At 68.6% G+C, this 16,419-nt stretch carries 18 protein-coding genes and 1 pseudogene; 12 read left to right on the top strand and 7 right to left on the bottom strand.

Translation table 11 applies throughout. The features are described 5' to 3' along the window. The first annotated feature begins 126 nt into the window (after positions 1–126). Together AC5Y7D_RS18080 and AC5Y7D_RS18075 are read left to right on the top strand one after the other, a co-directional pair. The gene (locus tag AC5Y7D_RS18080; RefSeq protein ID WP_499926364.1) at positions 127–813 is read left to right on the top strand and encodes a class I SAM-dependent methyltransferase; all 687 of its coding nucleotides are present in this window, start codon (positions 127–129) and stop codon (positions 811–813) included. Positions 814–847: 34 nt separating this feature from the next. After that, entirely contained in the window at positions 848–1,183 is a 336-nt protein-coding gene (locus AC5Y7D_RS18075; RefSeq protein WP_499926362.1) for a DUF732 domain-containing protein, read from the top strand. Positions 1,184–1,208: 25 nt separating this feature from the next. Here AC5Y7D_RS18075 and AC5Y7D_RS18070 read toward each other — a convergent pair whose 3' ends face one another. The 7 genes from AC5Y7D_RS18070 to AC5Y7D_RS18040 all read right to left on the bottom strand — a co-directional run bounded on the left by AC5Y7D_RS18070 (position 1,209) and on the right by AC5Y7D_RS18040 (position 8,900). Then, entirely contained in the window at positions 1,209–1,898 is a 690-nt protein-coding gene (locus tag AC5Y7D_RS18070; protein WP_499926360.1) for a demethylmenaquinone methyltransferase, read from the bottom strand. Positions 1,899–1,992: 94 nt separating this feature from the next. Beyond that, on the bottom strand, positions 1,993–3,138 hold the full coding sequence (locus AC5Y7D_RS18065; RefSeq protein WP_499926358.1) for a glycosyltransferase family 4 protein: 1,146 nt from the start codon (positions 3,136–3,138) through the stop codon (positions 1,993–1,995). A gap of 72 nt (positions 3,139–3,210) precedes the next feature. After that, positions 3,211–3,681, bottom strand: coding sequence for a DUF3592 domain-containing protein (locus tag AC5Y7D_RS18060; RefSeq protein ID WP_499926531.1), 471 nt, complete (start codon positions 3,679–3,681; stop codon positions 3,211–3,213). Between the two features lie 35 nt (positions 3,682–3,716). After that, a complete protein-coding gene (gene menD / locus AC5Y7D_RS18055) occupies positions 3,717–5,366 on the bottom strand; it encodes a 2-succinyl-5-enolpyruvyl-6-hydroxy-3-cyclohexene-1-carboxylic-acid synthase (RefSeq protein WP_499926357.1) in 1,650 nt (549 codons plus the stop codon). A 182-nt stretch (positions 5,367–5,548) separates the two neighbouring features. Beyond that, positions 5,549–6,331 carry an alpha/beta fold hydrolase gene (locus AC5Y7D_RS18050; RefSeq protein ID WP_499926355.1) on the bottom strand — a complete coding sequence of 261 codons (783 nt, stop codon included), beginning with the start codon at positions 6,329–6,331 and terminating at the stop codon, positions 5,549–5,551. Next, the gene (locus AC5Y7D_RS18045) at positions 6,328–7,296 is read right to left on the bottom strand and encodes an o-succinylbenzoate synthase (RefSeq protein ID WP_499926354.1); all 969 of its coding nucleotides are present in this window, start codon (positions 7,294–7,296) and stop codon (positions 6,328–6,330) included. Before AC5Y7D_RS18045 ends, AC5Y7D_RS18050 begins: the two co-directional genes overlap by 4 nt. After that, entirely contained in the window at positions 7,296–8,900 is a 1,605-nt protein-coding gene (locus AC5Y7D_RS18040; RefSeq protein ID WP_499926352.1) for an amidohydrolase, read from the bottom strand. Before AC5Y7D_RS18040 ends, AC5Y7D_RS18045 begins: the two co-directional genes overlap by 1 nt. Positions 8,901–8,971: 71 nt before the next feature. Between AC5Y7D_RS18040 and AC5Y7D_RS18035 the strand changes: the two are divergent. The 10 genes and pseudogenes from AC5Y7D_RS18035 to AC5Y7D_RS17990 all read left to right on the top strand — a co-directional run. Next, a pseudogene (locus AC5Y7D_RS18035) lies at positions 8,972–9,040 on the top strand (16S rRNA (guanine(966)-N(2))-methyltransferase RsmD); the annotation flags it as partial. A 1-nt stretch (position 9,041) separates the two neighbouring features. Continuing rightward, on the top strand, positions 9,042–10,643 hold the full coding sequence (gene fadD8 / locus AC5Y7D_RS18030) for a fatty-acid--CoA ligase FadD8 (protein WP_499926350.1): 1,602 nt from the start codon (positions 9,042–9,044) through the stop codon (positions 10,641–10,643). A 58-nt stretch (positions 10,644–10,701) separates the two neighbouring features. Next, complete coding sequence (locus AC5Y7D_RS18025) at positions 10,702–11,148, top strand: nitroreductase family deazaflavin-dependent oxidoreductase (RefSeq protein WP_499926349.1); 447 nt, start codon at positions 10,702–10,704, stop codon at positions 11,146–11,148. Beyond that, the gene (locus AC5Y7D_RS18020) at positions 11,148–11,831 is read left to right on the top strand and encodes a hypothetical protein (protein ID WP_499926348.1); all 684 of its coding nucleotides are present in this window, start codon (positions 11,148–11,150) and stop codon (positions 11,829–11,831) included. Before AC5Y7D_RS18025 ends, AC5Y7D_RS18020 begins: the two co-directional genes overlap by 1 nt. Further along, on the top strand, positions 11,828–12,730 hold the full coding sequence (locus AC5Y7D_RS18015) for a 1,4-dihydroxy-2-naphthoyl-CoA synthase (protein ID WP_499926347.1): 903 nt from the start codon (positions 11,828–11,830) through the stop codon (positions 12,728–12,730). Before AC5Y7D_RS18020 ends, AC5Y7D_RS18015 begins: the two co-directional genes overlap by 4 nt. 91 nt (positions 12,731–12,821) lie before the next feature. Continuing rightward, positions 12,822–13,703 carry an SDR family oxidoreductase gene (locus AC5Y7D_RS18010; protein ID WP_499926345.1) on the top strand — a complete coding sequence of 294 codons (882 nt, stop codon included), beginning with the start codon at positions 12,822–12,824 and terminating at the stop codon, positions 13,701–13,703. Between the two features lie 16 nt (positions 13,704–13,719). Next, positions 13,720–14,340 carry a maleylpyruvate isomerase family mycothiol-dependent enzyme gene (locus AC5Y7D_RS18005; protein ID WP_499926343.1) on the top strand — a complete coding sequence of 207 codons (621 nt, stop codon included), beginning with the start codon at positions 13,720–13,722 and terminating at the stop codon, positions 14,338–14,340. 10 nt (positions 14,341–14,350) lie between these two features. Next, a complete protein-coding gene (locus AC5Y7D_RS18000; protein WP_499926341.1) occupies positions 14,351–14,737 on the top strand; it encodes a VOC family protein in 387 nt (128 codons plus the stop codon). Positions 14,738–14,855: 118 nt separating this feature from the next. Then, positions 14,856–16,124 carry an inorganic phosphate transporter gene (locus AC5Y7D_RS17995; RefSeq protein WP_499926340.1) on the top strand — a complete coding sequence of 423 codons (1,269 nt, stop codon included), beginning with the start codon at positions 14,856–14,858 and terminating at the stop codon, positions 16,122–16,124. Beyond that, positions 16,121–16,408, top strand: coding sequence for a hypothetical protein (locus tag AC5Y7D_RS17990; RefSeq protein ID WP_499926338.1), 288 nt, complete (start codon positions 16,121–16,123; stop codon positions 16,406–16,408). Before AC5Y7D_RS17995 ends, AC5Y7D_RS17990 begins: the two co-directional genes overlap by 4 nt. Positions 16,409–16,419: the final 11 nt, after the last annotated feature.

The following is a 16,419-nucleotide window of genomic DNA, read 5'->3' as shown; positions in this document are numbered from 1 at the left end:
TGCGTCTGCTCGCGCCCCTGGGGTGAGCGCCACTGGGGTGAGCGCCACCGGGGTGAGCGCCACCGGGGCGCCCCTCGCTATATCAGGCTGGTTGACATATATCAGGTAGGTTGATATCATTGGGGCATGACTTCACCAGTGGATTTCGAATTCGAACAGGCCTACCGGGGCGAATCCGCCCAGCTCGGCGAGGGCGTCCGGCCCCCGTGGAGCCTGGGGGAACCACAGCCTGAGCTGGCCGCTCTCATCGATGGGGGCAAGTTTCACGGCAATGTCCTCGACGCGGGCTGCGGAGAGGGCGCCATCTCGCTGGCCCTGGCCGAGCGCGGGCACACCACCCTCGGCCTGGACGCCTCACCCACCGCGATCGAGCTGGCCAAGGCCGAGGCGCAGCGGCGAGGCCTGCGCAACGCCAGCTTCGCGGTCGCCGACATCAGCGACTTCGCCAGCTACCCGGCCGGATCGGACGGGCGGTTCAACACCATCGTGGACAGCACGCTTTTTCACTCGATGCCGGTCGAGCTGCGCGAGGGCTATCAGCAGTCGATCGTGCGCGCCGCAGCCCCGGGCGCGTCCTACTTCGTCCTGGTCTTCGACAAGGCCGCGCTGTCCCAGGGACCCGTCAACGCTGTCACCGAGGAAGAGCTGCGCGAGGTCGTCGGCAAGTACTGGGTGATCGACGACATCCGACCCGCCCGCATCCACGCTCAGGTTCCCCCCGACGCGCCCGAGCTGCCCGGCTTCGAGGCCCACGACGAACCCGACGGACGCAAGTCGGTGAGCGCGTGGCTGCTGTCCGCTCATCTTGGCTGATCACCGACCCAGTGGCCGGTGTATAGTCCGCCTAATGAAGGCATGGAGGCTGGGTGCTTTCGCGGCCGTGGCGGTCGCCGCTATCGCATTGGCGGCGCCTGCCCAGGCCGACGATTATGACGCCCCTTTCAACGCTCAGCTGCACACCTACGGCATCTACGGCCCGCAGGACTACAACGCCTGGCTGGGCAAGATCAGCTGTCAGCGCATCGAGCGCGGGGTGGACAAGGACCCCTACAAATCCGCTACCTTCCTGCAGCGCAATCTGCCGTTGGGCACCACCCAGGGTCAGGCGTTCCAGTTCCTCGGCGCGGCGCTCGACCACTACTGCCCGGAGCAGGTCGGCTTCCTGCAGCGCGCGGGCACTTAGGGCGCCGGCCGCACCGAGCCTCGCGTCAGAGCGGCTTGTACCCGGCGTGCAGTGCCACGATGCCGCTGGTCAGATTGCGCCACCGCACCGCCGACCAACCCGCCCGCGTGATCTCCTGCGCCAACGTCGCCTGGTCCGGCCAGGCCCTGATGGACTCCGCCAGATAGACGTAGGCGTCGGGGTTACTGGACACCGTCCGCGCCACCCGCGGCAGCGCCTGCATCAGGTACTCCTTGTACGCGGTGGCGAACAATGGGCTGGTGGGAGTGGAGAACTCGCACACCACCAGCCTGCCGCCGGGCTTGGTGACCCGGGCCATCTCGCGCAGACCGGCGGGAAAATCCGCCACGTTGCGCAACCCGAAGCTGATCGTGACCGCATCGAAGACGTCGTCGGCGAACGGCAGCCGAGTCGCGTCGCCGGCCACCTTGGGCACGTTGCGGGCGCTGCCCGCGGCCAGCATGCCGACCGAGAAGTCGGCGGCCACGCACCATGCGCCCGACTTCGCCAACTCGACCGTCGACACCGCGGTGCCGGCGGCCAGGTCGAGCACCTTCTGCCCCGGACCCAACTTCAGTGCGGAGCGGGTGGCGCGCCGCCAAAACCGGTCCTGACCCAGCGAGAGCACGGTGTTGGTGATGTCATATCGGCGGGCGACCCCGTCGAACATCGACGCGACATCCCGGGGATCCTTGTCGAGGTCAGCGCGGCTCACGACTCCAAACGCTACCCGGCCAATCGGAACTCGGGCACCTGACGTCACCGGGTGGGCGGCGGACCGCGCCGCCGGAGGCAGCGCCGCGACGGGTTCAGGCCCGGCGGCGTGGGCGCGCCTGCGCCCGGGCAGCCGGTGACAACACCGCCTCATAATGGCCGAGCAGTTCGTCACAGATCACCGACCAGCTGCGGCCGAGCACGCTGCGCCGGGCGGCCTGAGAATAGCGCTGCCGTTCGGCCAGCAGGTGGTCGACGGCCCCGGGCAGCCGCGACTCGAACTCCGCGACCGGCAGCAAAAGGCCGGTGCGGCAAGGGGATACCAGGTCGCGCGGTCCGCCGGCGTCGGGGGCCACTACCGGCAACCCCGACGCCAGCGCTTCCTGCACGACCTGACAGAACGTCTCGTGTTCGCCGGGATGCACGAAAACGTCCATGCTGGCATACGCCGCGGCGAGCTCGTCGCCGTACAGCGCGCCCGTGAATATGGCTGTGGGCATTGACTTCTGCAACTTGACGCGGTCGACACCGGCGCCGACGATGACGAGTTGCACCGCACCGCCGGCGGCCAGCACCGCGAGCCGTTCGACGTGCTTCTCCGGCGCGAGGCGACCGACGAAGCCGACGATCGGCCTGCCGTCCGGAGACCACCTGCGCCGCAGCGTCTCGTCGCGGGCAGACGGCACGAACCGAATCAGGTCGACGCCGCGCGACCACTTGTGTACCCGCGGAAAGCCCTGCGCGGCAAGGGCTTCCATGGTCGGCGTGGACGGCGCGAGGGTGCGGTCGGCGCGGGCGTGCAAATGGCGGAACCACGCCCACGCCGCCCGGGTGGTCATCGGAATGCCGTAGCTCGCCGCGAAACCCGGAACGTCGGTTTGGTAGACGGCGACCGTCGGAACCCCGAGCCGGCGCGCGGCCAGCAGTGCGCCGTAGCCGAGCAGCGCCGGTGAGGCCAGGTGCACCACATCGGGATCGAAGCCGCGCAGCACGCGAAGGATTCGCGGCGTGGGCACGCCCAGCGGCAGCGTGGTCACTTTGGGAAACATCCGCGACGGCGTCCGGTGGATCCGAACACCGTCGTGCAGGCGGTCGGCACGGGGCTCACCGGGCGGGTTGTCCGGGGCGATGACGAGGGCTTCGTGGCCGGTGTGACGCAGATGCTCGAGCACCCGGACCACGGAGTTGCTCACACCGTTGACCTGCGGGAGGAACGACTCGGCGACGATTGCTACGCGCACGCCACCACAGTGGCAGGACCCGCTGTCGGCCAGGTTGCCGCCGGGGATACGCGACGCGAAATCTGCTCGGCCTTACGTATCGGCTTTATTCAGCCGCTTGTCCAGCACCGCCAGCAGAATCAACGCGGCGGCACCGATCAGCCAGGCCACCACCGCGATGGACCCGGCCGGAATGATCGCCAGACCGGCGTTGCGGTGCTGCACCCGGACCAGGTTGGGGTCCTTCTTGTTGTATTCGACGTAGATCCGCATGCCGGTGGCGAGTTCGGAGGGATACAACACGCCGAGTTCCGGCCGATAGGTGATGCGGTCGGGGGTGACGAACTCGATGGTGGAACGCCGTGGCCCGGCGCTGAGCACCTCGGCCTGCGCGACTCCCATGCTGCGTTGGATCGCCAGGTCATTGCGCCACGCTCCGGCCACCAGCAGCACCGACTGCAGGGTGACCAGAAGGACGACGATGAACACCGCTATCCGCGCCCACCGCACCACCATCCGCGGGCGAGTGTCCGGCAACTCCTCGGTGCTGCCGTGAATCATCATGCGCAGCAAGCACTTCAGCGATCCGACGGCTTTTCTCACAACGCCGCCTTGATCGCTGCGTGCAGCCGCCGCAGCGAAGACCGGTCCGCTTTCACCTCGAGTACCCGCATGCCGGCGCCGGGCTCGTCGAGGGCGGCGGCCAGCTGGTCCACCTCGATCTGCCGGCTTTCCACGTGGTATGCGCGGCACAACGCGCCGACATCGACGTCGTGCGGGGTGCCGAAGACCCGGGCGGACACGTCCGAGAACCTCGGGTCGCCCTGCTCGAGCAGTTCGAAGATGCCGCCGCCGTTGTCGTTGGACACCACGATCGTCAGCTGCCGCGGGGTGGGTTCGGTGGGCCCGATCAACAGCCCCGAGCTGTCGTGCACGAAGGTGAGGTCACCGATCAGCGCAATGGTGCGCGGTGGGTCGTGCGGATTGCCGATGCGTTCGAAAGCCAGCGCGGCCCCGATGATGGTGGACACGGTGCCATCGATCCCGGCGACCCCGCGATTGGACCGCACCCGAACGCCCCGGGTGTCTACGCCGACCAGCGCCGCGTCGCGCACCGGGTTGGACGCGCCCAATACCAGCTGGTCGCCGGGCCGCAGCGCAGCGGCGACCGCCGCCGCGACATGCAGGCCGGTGGTCAACGGGTGCTCGGCCAGCTGGGTGCGCACAGCGGCGACGGCCTGCTGGTTGAGCTCGGCGCAACGGCGCAACCACCCCGGGTCGGGCTCGCCGGTGGTCACCGCCCGAGTGCCGGTGGCCTGGGAGTTGCCTGACACGTCGGGCCAACGGGGTCCCGTCGTCAGCGCGAACACCGGCACCGCGGAGTCGGCCAGCAGCGCCGACACCGGGCGGTGCAGGGTCGGGCGGCCCAGCATGATCACCTGCTGCGGTCGCAACAGCGGCAGCGCGAGGGGATGCAGCGGGTTGGCCGCCGGCGGCGCCGTGGGCTCGGCGACGGTCGGCAGCGCCGCCAGGTTGGGGTGCACACCGGCGCCGTGACCGGCGATGACCACGGTGTCGGGCGTGAGGTCGATGTCGAGCGGCTGATCGAAGGTGACCGGCGGCGTGTAGGTCCACGGCCGACCGTCGGGGCGGCCCGCCGGGGTGGGCGCATACATGTGCTCGGGGTCGGGCACCAGAGGTTCGCGCAGCGGGATGTCGAAGTGCACGGGACCGGCATTGGCGGTACGGGAACCCATGGCCGCCGCCAACACTCGGCACGTTGCCGAACGCCAGGTGGCGTTGAGCGCGGGCAACTTCTCGGCGGCATCCTCGGCCAGCCCGAGGCTGATGGTCGCGCGCACCTGTGAGCCGAAATAGCCGAGTTGTTCCATCGTCTGGTTGGCGCCGGTCCCCAACAGTTCGTACGGCCGGTTGGCGGACAGCACAATCAGCGGGACCCGTGCGTAGTTGGCCTCGACCACGGCCGGGCCGAGGTTGGCCACCGCGGTGCCCGACGTCATGGCGATACAGACCGGCGCGTTCCCCCCGATGGCCAGCCCGATCGCCAGATAGCCGGCGGTGCGTTCGTCGATGCGCACGTGTAAGCGCAACCGACCGGCCTGGTCGGCGTCCTGCAGCGCGAACGCCAGCGGCGCGTTGCGCGAGCCGGGGCACAGCACCACGTCACGGACGCCGCCGCGGACCAATTCGTCGACGACGACGCGGGCCTGAGTCGTCGAGGGGTTCACCTCTACAGGGTGTCACAACCGGCAGTTGTCATCGGCTGGCACGGCACATTCGCCACACCAGCATCTTCGGCTTCGCCGAGGCTGCGCCGGTGGCATCGGGACTGCGTCTCGCGTGTGTCCGCACCTATGAAGCCAGCACTGGTCGCAGACTCGGTTATCACCGAGGATCTCGGGTTGACGCCTCAGTTGCCGGCAAAGAACTTCAGCATCGCGGCGTTGACCGCCTCCGGCCGCTCCAGAAACCCCAGGTGTCCGGTGTCGGGGATCTGCAGGTAGCGGCCGTTGGGCAGCGCGTCGGCGACTTCGCGGCCCAGGTACGGCGGCGTGATGACATCGTCGGAGAAGCCGATCACCAGGACCGGAGCGGCGATGTTGCGGTAGGCCGGCAACCGGTTGGTGTGCGGAGCGATGTCCAGCTGGCAGCGATAGCCGGGAGTGAGCTTGGTCGGCCACATGCTGAACATCGCGATCCAGTCCGCGATCGCCGCGTCGTCGTTGAGCGTCTTGCGGGAGAAGTTCTCCAACAACCGGGTCTTCGCGTCGTAGGTGGCGGGCAGCCCGACGCCGGCCGCACCGAGGTCCGCCTCAGCCTGATGGAAGAACTGGCGGGTGCGGTCCAATCGGCCGCGGGTGGCCATCAAAACCGCCGAACTCACGAGTTCAGAGCGGACCACCATGAGTTCCTGCGCGACATAGGAGCCCATCGACACCGCGACAATGCGCACCGGGCCGATACCGAGGGATTCGATCAGGGCCGCGGTGTCGGCCACCACGGTCGCCGTGGTGAAACCCTCGGCGTTCTCGGTGGCGCCGATGCCGCGATTGTCGAAGGTGACGCAGCGATACCCGGCCGCCAGGAACGCCGGAACCTGGTGCAGGTGCCAGGTGCGCCCGGCACCACCGCGACCGGAGATGAAGACAACCGGCTCACCGGTCCCCTTGTCGTCGTAAGCCAGGTTGATCACCCGATCGACGGTACAAGCAACGGGTAACAGGCCTTGACCCGGTCGATCCACCACTGACGCCGATCCGCCGGCGCCCGCAGCGCCTGCAGCCGAGCCGGATCGGGTATCACCGGCCCGACCGAAAGGAACCCCTCGACCGGCGCCACCGGCTCGGTCACGTCGTCGACGAACAACCGGCCGGTCCCCAGCCCGCAGGCGTGCCGCAGGTCCGGCAGGGCGGCTGCGGCAGCCAGACCAAGGCCTATGCCGACGGCCGAGTCCAGCGCGCTGGACACCACGACCGGGATGTCGATCTGCTCGGCGACCCGGAGCATCGCCGAAATTCCGCCCAGCGGAGCAACTTTGAGTACCGCGATGTCGGCGGCACCGGCACGGACGACGGCCAGCGGATCGTCGGCCTTGCGGATGCTTTCGTCGGCGGCGATCGGCACCTCGACCCGGCGGCGCAGCTCGGCGAGTTCGGCGACGGTGGCGCAGGGCTGTTCGACGTATTCCAACGGGCCGTCGGCGGTCAGCGCCGACGTCGCCCGAACCGCTTCCTCGACGCTCCAGCCGGCGTTGGCGTCCACCCGCACCGTCGGCATCAGCTCCCGCACCGCGTTCACCCGCTCGACGTCGTCGGCCAGGCCCTGCCCCGGCTCGGCGACCTTCACCTTGGCGGTGCGGGCGCCGGGGAATCGGGCCAGCACGTCGGGCACCTCGGCGGCGTCGACGGCCGGGACCGTCGCATTGATCGGGATGCGGTCGCGCCGCGCCGGCGGTGGCTCGCGGTAAGCCGCCTCGATCGCCGATGCCAGCCAGTGCGCCGCCTCGGGCGGGCCGTATTCGACGAACGCACCGAATTCGCCCCAGCCGGCGGGGCCTTCGATCAACGCCAGTTCGCGGGTGGTGATGCCGCGGAACCGCACCCGCATGGGCAGGACCACCACGTGCAGGCGGTCCAGCAGATCCTGCAGGTCAGGCATCACTGCCCGTAGACCTGCCTACCGGCCAGGAATGTCGCGCGCACCTGCAGGTCGGCGATCTGCTCGGGAGGAACCGTGCGCGGGTCGGCAGACAGCACCACCAGGTCCGCGTACTTGCCCACCTCCAGCGAGCCGGTCACGTCGTCGGCAAACAGCTGCCAGGCGGCGTCGATGGTCTGCGCCCGGATCGCCTGCTCAACCGTGAGCCGCTCCTCCGGGGCCAGCACCCGTCCGGAGGGAGCCACCCGGGTCGCGGCCACGCTGATGTTGCGCAGCGGCTCCTCGGGCGTCACCGGCGGGTCATTGTGCAGCGAGATGCGCATCCCGGTGGCTACGGCGGAGCCGGCGGGCATCCAGCGGGAGCCGCGCTCGGGCCCGAACAGCCCGTCGACGATGACGTCGCCCCAGTAGTGGATCTGGTCGACGAAGATGCTGCAGGTGACCCCGAGCGCGGCGGCGCGCTGCAGTTGCTCGGGCCGGATGGCGCCGACGTGCTCGAGTCGCAACCGATGGTCGTCGCGCGGATGCTGCTGCAGCACTTCTTCGTAGACGTCGAGGATGGTGTCCACGCCCGCGTCGCCCTGCACGTGGCAGGCCATCTGCCAGCCGTTCGGGAAGTAGGCGCCGACGATCTCGGTCAACTGCTCCTTCGTGTAGTTGGCGCAGCCGCAGGAGCCGGGCGTGATGCCGGCCGAGCGGGTGGCCGCGGTGTCCAGGTACGGAAACGACAGCGCGATATTGCCGATCCACGGCGAGCCGTCCACCCAGATCTTGATGCCAACCTGGCGCAGCATGTCGTCGCCCTCGCCCGGGGTGGCATCGGTGGCCATCTGCGCGTTGGAAACCTCGTAGGTCCGCAGTCGCACCGTCAGGTCGTTGTGCAACTGCTCGACCAACGGCTTGAACTTCGGGTCGAAAGCCATCTCCGAACAGGTGGTCAGGCCCGCGCGGTTCAGGCGCGCACACTCGGCGCGCAGCATGTCCGGATAGCTGCCGGCTTGGACAGCTCCGCCCAGTAGCGGGAACACGGCGCCGATCTCCTCGGCGGTGCCGTCGAGATCGCCGTTCGCATCATGGCCGTACTTGGCGCCTTTGGGGTCGGGCGTGTCGCGGGTGAGGCCGTTGAGCTCAGCGGCACGCGAGTTGAAGTACGCCTTGTGGCCGGAGTTGTGAATGATCACCAGCGGGCCGTCCGGGGCGATGTCGTCCAGCCAGCTCAGCGTGGGGTCGGGCAGGCCAGGTTGCAGCAGGGCGTCCCAACCGTTGAGGTAGGCGCCGTCGGCTCCGCGGCGGGCGGCTTCTCGCCGGATGGTGTCGACGACCTCATCCGGGTCGCGGATGGTGACCGGCCGGATGTCGATGATCCGGTCCGAGAGGGCGATGGCCTCCATCAGGGGGTGTCCGTGCGCCTCGACGAATCCCGGCATGACGCAGCCGTCGCCCACGTCGATGGTCTGGGTGTCCGGTCCGATGAACTGCGCGACGTCGGTCCGCTCCCCCACGGCGATGATCCGGCCGTCGGCGATGGCAAGCGCCTCGGCGGTGGGGCGGTTTTCGTCGACGGTCAGTACGGTTCCGGTGATGACCGTGTCAGCTGCGCTCATGTGGGCAAATCCTACTGACCGAGGGCGCGAAAAAGCCGAATTGCAACACGTTCTAGTCTTGCTTCATGAGTCGCGCCAGCGACGATGCAGTGGGGGCACCTCCCGCTGGCGGGGGACGAAGCGATGAGGAGGAGCGGCGCCATGAGTGTCGATTTGTTGCGCAACCCGACCCACAACGGCCACCTGCTGGCTGGCGCACTCAAGCGCCACAAGAACCGGCCGGTGCTCTTCCTCGGCGACACCACGCTGACCGGTGGTCAGCTCGCCGAGCGGATCAGCCAGTACGTGCAGGCATTCGAGGCCCTCGGCGCCGGTTCCGGCGTGATGGTCGGACTGCTGTCGCTCAACCGCCCCGAAGTCCTGATGATCCTCGGAGCCAGTCAGACACAGGGTTATCGGCGTACCGCCCTGCACCCACTCGGATCCCTGGATGACCACGCCTACGTCCTCTCCGACTCCGGTGCCAGCGCGCTCATCATCGACCCCAACCCGATGTTCGTCGAGCGCGCGCTCGGGTTGCTGGAGAAGGTGGACTCGCTCCAGCAGATCCTGACCATCGGCCCGGTGCCCGAGGCGTTGCGCGGGGTGGCGGTGGATCTGTCCGCGGAGGCGGCCAAGTTCGAGCCCAAGCCGTTGGTGGTGGCCGACCTCCCGCCGGACAACATCGGCGGCATGGCCTACACCGGCGGCACCACGGGCAAGCCCAAGGGCGTGATCGGCACCACCGGCAACATCGCCGCCATGACCCAGATACAGCTGGCGGAATGGGAATGGCCCGAGCACCCGCGGTTCTTGATGTGCACACCGTTGTCGCACGCCGGTGCGGCATTCTTCACCCCCACCGTGGTCAAGGGCGGCGAGATGGTGGTGCTGGCCAAGTTCGACCCGGCTGAGGTGCTGAGAGTCATTGAGGAACAACGCATTACGGCCACCATGCTGGTGCCCTCGATGCTGTACGCGCTGATGGACCACCCGGACTCACACACCCGCGACCTGTCGTCGCTGGAGACCGTCTACTACGGCGCCTCGGCGATCAACCCGGTGCGCCTGGCCGAGGCGATCCGCCGCTTCGGCCCGATATTCGCCCAGTACTACGGCCAGTCCGAGGCACCGATGGTGATCACCTACCTGGCCAAGGCCGACCACGACCAGAAGCGGCTGACCTCGTGTGGGCGTCCCACGCTGTTCGCCCGGGTGGCATTGCTCGGCGAGGACGGCAAACCGGTACCGCAGGGTGAGCCGGGTGAAATCTGTGTCAGCGGGCCACTTTTGGCGGCCGGCTACTGGAACAAGCCGGAAGCGACGGCCGAAGCTTTCAAGGACGGCTGGCTGCACACCGGCGACATGGCCCGCGAGGACGAAGACGGCTTCTACTACATCGTCGACCGGGTCAAGGACATGATCGTGACCGGCGGCTTCAACGTCTTCCCGCGGGAGGTCGAGGACGTCATCGCCGAGCACCCGGCCGTCGCACAGACGTGCGTGGTCGGCACACCCGACGACAAGTGGGGTGAGGCCGTGACCGCGGTGGTGGTGCTGCGCGCCGACGCCGCCCGTGACGAGGCATCGATCGAGACGATGACGGCCGAGATCCAGGCCGCGGTCAAGGAGCGCAAGGGCTCGGTGCAATCCCCCAAACGCGTGGTCGTCGTCGATGCGCTGCCGTTGACCGGGCTGGGCAAGCCCGACAAGAAGGCGGTGCGCGCGCGGTTCTGGGAGGGCGCCGGCCGCGCCGTGGGCTGACCGGCTACCCACCGTGAAGCTGGCTTCACGGTGGGCGACCCTGGTTACGCTGGCGGTCATGAGCGAGCACATCAAGCCGCCCTGGTGGTTCAAGCCGCTGAACAAGGTGTTCATCCAGATGTCGAAGCTGGGGATCAGCTTCGGCGGTGAGAGCCCGGTCGTGTTGACGGTGCCCGGCCGCAAGTCCGGCAAACCCCGATCGACACCGATCACGCCGATGAACTTCGACGGCCAGCAATACGTCGTAGCCGGTTTCCCGGGCGCCGACTGGGTGAAAAACGTCAGGGCCGCAAGCGAAGTCACGCTCACCCGCGGCCGTAAGAGCGAACGCGTCCGGTTGGTCGAGCTCTCGGCCTACGACGCCAGGCCGGTATTGCGGGCGTTCCCCACCGAAGTGCCGACCGGTGTGAGCTTCATGAAGCGCGCCGGCCTCGTCGAAGACGGGCGCCCTGAGGAGTTCGAGGCGCTGGCGGGGCGCTGTGCGGTCTTCCGCTTCGACACCTGATGCTGCGCGCACTGATCGCCTTGGCGCTTGCCGCGGGTGGTTGCCTGACCGGGGCGCCGCCCGCGGTGGCCGCACCGGGATGTGCGCCCGACGGCGGCACTCCCCCACCCGGTGCCGCCACCCGGCAGATCGGCGACGTCGACGGGGACGGCCTGCCCGACACCCTGTGGGTCGGAAAATGGCAGACTGCGGACGGGGCAATGACGCGGGCCGTCGGCGTCGTCACCGCCAGCGGGGCCAACAGCGACGTTCCCGTCTCCTCAGCCAGCCCGATACCGCTGCGCGCCTTGGCGGTTGACGTGCAGGGCGGCCACCAGGTGATCGCCAGCCTGGGTCGCAGCGCGCCGCTGTACGCATTCGTCGACTGCCGGTTGCAGACCGTCTTGGACACCCATTACGGCAGGCCGTTCGTCTTCGACCTGGAGAACCTGACGGGTAACGGCACCGGAGTGGGTTGCGATGACGTCGGCGACGGCCCGCATATCGTCGCGCTGCAGGCGCTGGGCAGCGGCAGCCAATGGACCGTGCGGCGAACCGAGATCGACGTGACCGGGATCCGGGCCGCCACCGGGAGATCCGATACCCTGACGGCCACGTCCGCGTACGACCCCGTGGTGACGACCGCCCAGACGATCAGTTGCGGCGAGCGCAACATCGACCAGGATGGAGTCCAAGAGCCTTGAGCGACAAACCTTTCGACGCAGCGCAGTGGCGAGTCGTCGACGGCTTCGACGATTTGACCGACATCACCTATCACCGCCACGTGCACGACGCGACGGTACGGGTCGCGTTTGACCGTCCCGAGGTGCGCAACGCTTTCCGGCCCCACACCGTCGACGAGCTCTACCGGGTGCTCGACCACGCGCGGATGTCGCCGGATGTGGGAGTGGTGTTGTTGACCGGTAACGGGCCCTCGCCGAAGGACGGCGGGTGGGCGTTCTGCTCCGGCGGGGACCAACGCATCCGCGGGCGCAGCGGCTACCAGTACGCCAGCGGCGACACCGCGGACACCGTCGACGCGGCGCGCGCCGGCCGTCTGCACATCCTCGAGGTGCAGCGGCTCATCCGGTTCATGCCGAAGGTGGTGATCTGCCTGGTCAACGGGTGGGCGGCCGGCGGGGGGCACAGCCTGCACGTGGTTTGCGACCTCACCCTGGCCAGCCGTGAACATGCGCGTTTCAAGCAGACTGACGCCGACGTCGGCAGCTTCGACGGCGGCTACGGCAGTGCCTATCTGGCCCGTCAGGTGGGCCAGAAGTTCGCCCGCGAGATCTTTTTCCTGGGCCGGGCCTACACCGCCGAACAGATGCACCACATGGGGGCGGTCAACGAGGTCGTCGACCATGGCAAGCTCGAGACGGTGGCCGTGCAGTGGGCGGCCGAGATCAACGCCAAATCGCCTCAGGCACAACGGATGCTGAAGTTCGCGTTCAACCTGCTCGACGACGGCCTGGTGGGCCAGCAGCTCTTCGCCGGAGAGGCCACCCGGCTGGCCTACATGACCGACGAGGCCGTGGAGGGCCGCGACGCCTTCCTGGAGAAGCGGCCGCCGGACTGGAGCCCGTTCCCGCGCTACTTCTGAGCGCGGCGGAATTTGCAGGAGCTCAGGCTCGGCGAAGGCGCCGCCAGGTCGCGGCCGAAGACGTCATTCGGCGCCCGCCTAAACTCCCACCGTGAGCAAGAGTCCGCTGCGCCGCCTGTCCGACCAGATCGTGCTGGCCAGCATGCGCCCGCCGATAGCGCCTCAGGTGCTGCTCAACCGGCCGGCGATCAAGCCCGTCGAGCTGCGCGGCAAAAGGATCCTGCTCACCGGAGCCTCGTCGGGCATCGGGGCAGCGGCGGCGGCACAGTTCGCCGAGCGCGGGGCCATCGTGGTCGTCGTCGCCCGGCGTCAGGACCTGCTGGACGAACTCGCCGACCGCATCACCACCACCGGCGGGGCGGCGATGTCGATGCCCTGCGACTGCTCGGACATGGATGCCATCGATGCCCTGGTCACCGAGGTCGAACAGCGCATCGGCGGCATCGACATTCTGATCAACAACGCCGGCCGGTCCATCCGCCGTCCGCTGGCCGAATCGCTGCAGCGCTGGCACGACGTCGAACGCACCATGGTGCTCAACTACTACGCGCCGCTGCGGCTGATCCGCGGCCTGGCGCCGGGCATGATCGACCGCGGCGACGGGCACATCATCAACGTCTCCACCTGGGGCGTGCTCAACGAGGCCGCGCCGCTGTTCTCGGTCTACAACGCCTCCAAGGCGGCCCTGACCGCGGTGACCCGGATCGCCGAAACGGAGTGGGGCCCCAAGGGCGTGCACTCGACGGCGCTGTACTACCCGCTGGTCGCCACCCCGATGATCGCCCCGACCAAGGCGTACGACGGGATGCCCGCGCTGACATCGCAGGAGGCGGGCGAGTGGATGATCACCGCCGCCCGCACCCGGCCGGTGCAGATCGCACCCCGGATGGCGATTGCGGCCAAGGCGCTCAACACCGTCGGGCCCCGTTGGGTCAACACGTTGATGCAAAGACGCAACAACCAGCACGGCTGAGCCAGGAAGGATCCCGATGACCGATATCTGGACGACCATCGCCGCCGAACGCGGTGCCCTTGCCGACGACCTGGCTGCGCTGACCCCGGCCCAGTGGGAGACGCCATCGCTGTGCGCGGGATGGACGGTGCGCGACGTCGTCGCGCACCTGTCCGCGACCGCCTCGATGAGCCCGGTGAAGTTCTTCGCCGGCATGGCCAGGGCCGGATTCAACTTCGCGAACTTCTCCAAGGGCGAGATGGCCAAGCATCGCGGCGCCGACCCGGCCGCCACCCTGGCCGACTTTCGCAGCCTGCAACACTCCACCTCTGCACCGCCGGGCCCCAAGACGTCCTGGCTGGGCGAGATCGTGATCCACGGCGCCGACATCCGGCGCCCGCTGGGCATAGCGCACACCTACCCGCCGGGCGCGGTTCGGCAGGTGATCGACTTCTACAAGGGCTCGAACATGCTCAGCGGCGCCAAGAAGCGCATCGCCGGTCTGGCCCTGCACGCCACCGACGAGGACTGGCGGCACGGGCAGGGCGAGGCGGTCGAGGGCCCGCTGCCGGCGTTGCTGTTGGCCATGACCGGCCGGCGCGCGGCGTGCGACGATCTGACCGGTCCCGGCGTGGCAACCCTGCGCACCAGGTGCTAGACACGAGAGCATGGAGATCCTGGCGAGCCGGATGCTGCTCCGGCCGGCGGACTATCAACGCTCGCTGGCGTTCTACCGCGACGAGATCGGGCTGGCGATCGCCCGTGAATATGGCGCCGGCACAGTCTTTTTCGCCGGTCAGTCGTTGCTGGAGCTGACCGGCTACGACGAGCCTGACCATTCTAGGGGGCCGTTCCCCGGCGCGCTGTGGCTGCAGGTGCGCGATCTGGCCGCAACGCAGGAGGAACTGAGGGGCCGCGGGGTGCCCATCGCGCGCGAGGCGCGCCAGGAACCGTGGGGTCTGCGCGAGATGCACGTGACCGACCCCGACGGGGTCACGCTGATCTTCATCGAGGTCCCCGTGGGTCACCCGCTACGCACGGACACCCGGCAGTGAGCGGGGACGAACCGAAGGTGAATTGATCGGTAACATTCGGCAACGACTCGCGATATTCCTGCATTTCCCCTAGTCATTCGTTCGACAAGGGTTACTCCGACCACAAGAATCAGGGCCTGTGAACATCCAGCTGTTCCTTTTGATCATCGTCGTGATCACCGCACTTGCGTTCGACTTCACCAACGGATTCCACGACACCGGCAACGCCATGGCGACCTCGATCGCCAGCGGCGCGCTCGCGCCGAAGGCTGCGGTGGCGCTCTCGGCCGCGCTGAATCTGATCGGCGCCTTCCTGTCCACGGCGGTGGCGGCGACTATCGCCAAGGGCTTGATCAACGCGAGCCTGGTCACGCTGGAGCTGGTGTTCGCCGGGCTGGTCGGCGGCATCGTCTGGAACCTGCTGACCTGGCTGCTCGGCATCCCGTCGAGTTCCTCCCACGCACTGATCGGCGGCATCGTCGGCGCCACCATCGCGGCGGTCGGCGGACACGGCGTGATCTGGAAGGGCGTGGTCTCCAAGGTGATCATCCCGGCCGTCATCGCGGCATTGCTGGCGATAGTCGTCGGCGCGGCGGCGACCTGGCTGGTCTACCGGATCACTCGCGGCGTCTCCGGCCAACGCACCGAGGCCGGGTTCCGCCGCGGCCAGATCGGCTCGGCGTCGCTGGTCTCGCTCGCGCACGGCACCAACGACGCGCAGAAGACGATGGGCGTGATCTTCCTGGCCCTGATGTCCTACGGGTCGGTCAGCAGGACCGCGTCCATGCCACCCCTGTGGGTCATCGTGTGTTGCGCTGTCGCCATGGCGGCCGGCACCTATCTGGGCGGCTGGCGGATCATCCGCACGCTGGGCAAGGGACTGGTCGAAATCCAGTCGCCGCAAGGGATGGCCGCCGAATCATCTTCGGCCGCAGTGATTCTGCTGTCAGCCCATTTCGGCTACGCGCTGTCCACGACGCAGGTCTGCACCGGGTCGGTACTGGGCAGCGGGGTAGGCAAGCCCGGAGCCGAAGTCCGCTGGGGGGTGGCCGGCCGGATGGCGACCGCATGGCTGGTCACTCTCCCGCTGTCGGGGCTCGTCGGCGCGCTCACCTACTGGATCGTGCACCTCATCGGCGGCTACCCGGGCGCGATCGTCGGCTTCGCCTTGTTGGTCGCGGTCTCGACAGCCATCTATCTGCGGTCGCGCCGGGTGAAGGTCGACCACAGCAACGTCAACGCCGACTGGGAGGGTCATCTGACCGCTGGCCTGGACAACGCGGAGGAACTGCCGCCACCACCCGATCCGGGCCCTAATCCGCCCCCGGACGTGCCCCCGGACCGGACGACGCCTCCGGTGCGGCAATCCGGCTCCGACGGCCAGGTCCCCGCCCGGAACGTCTCATGAACGGCTGGTTCAACTACGAAGCCACGGGCAAGATCCTGGTTTTCAGCCTGCTCGCGGGCGCGGCACTACCGGGACTGTTCGCCCTGGGCGTGCGACTGCAGGCCGCCGGCAGCGGCGGCCTGGACTCTAGCGGGCCCGACGGCAGGCAACGCCCGTTGCTGGTGGCCATCGCGTGGGCTATTTACGCGCTCGTTCTCGTGGTGGTCGTCGTGGGCGTGCTCTACATCGCCAGAGACTTCATCGCCCACCACACGCACTATCCGTTCCTGGGCGCCAAACCGTAACGAGGAGTCCT

It is taken from the genome of Mycobacterium sp. NGS49, from assembly GCF_059812565.1.
The sequence above is the reverse complement of the archived record's forward strand: the minus strand, read 5'-3'. Positions and strand labels throughout refer to the sequence as shown.

What these genes read in the sequence shown, in the direction of transcription:
- AC5Y7D_RS18020 (WP_499926348.1), top strand. Translation starts at nt 11,148, where the DNA reads ATGCTGCGCGCACTGATCGCCTTGGCGCTTGCCGCGGGTGGTTGCCTG.
- AC5Y7D_RS18060 (WP_499926531.1), bottom strand. Translation starts at nt 3,681, where the DNA reads ATGATGATTCACGGCAGCACCGAGGAGTTGCCGGACACTCGCCCGCGG.
- AC5Y7D_RS18025 (WP_499926349.1), top strand. Translation starts at nt 10,702, where the DNA reads ATGAGCGAGCACATCAAGCCGCCCTGGTGGTTCAAGCCGCTGAACAAG.
- AC5Y7D_RS18005 (WP_499926343.1), top strand. Translation starts at nt 13,720, where the DNA reads ATGACCGATATCTGGACGACCATCGCCGCCGAACGCGGTGCCCTTGCC.
- fadD8 (WP_499926350.1), top strand. Translation starts at nt 9,042, where the DNA reads ATGAGTGTCGATTTGTTGCGCAACCCGACCCACAACGGCCACCTGCTG.
- AC5Y7D_RS17990 (WP_499926338.1), top strand. Translation starts at nt 16,121, where the DNA reads ATGAACGGCTGGTTCAACTACGAAGCCACGGGCAAGATCCTGGTTTTC.
- AC5Y7D_RS18075 (WP_499926362.1), top strand. Translation starts at nt 848, where the DNA reads ATGAAGGCATGGAGGCTGGGTGCTTTCGCGGCCGTGGCGGTCGCCGCT.
- AC5Y7D_RS18045 (WP_499926354.1), bottom strand. Translation starts at nt 7,296, where the DNA reads ATGCCTGACCTGCAGGATCTGCTGGACCGCCTGCACGTGGTGGTCCTG.
- AC5Y7D_RS18040 (WP_499926352.1), bottom strand. Translation starts at nt 8,900, where the DNA reads ATGAGCGCAGCTGACACGGTCATCACCGGAACCGTACTGACCGTCGAC.
- AC5Y7D_RS18000 (WP_499926341.1), top strand. Translation starts at nt 14,351, where the DNA reads ATGGAGATCCTGGCGAGCCGGATGCTGCTCCGGCCGGCGGACTATCAA.
- AC5Y7D_RS18080 (WP_499926364.1), top strand. Translation starts at nt 127, where the DNA reads ATGACTTCACCAGTGGATTTCGAATTCGAACAGGCCTACCGGGGCGAA.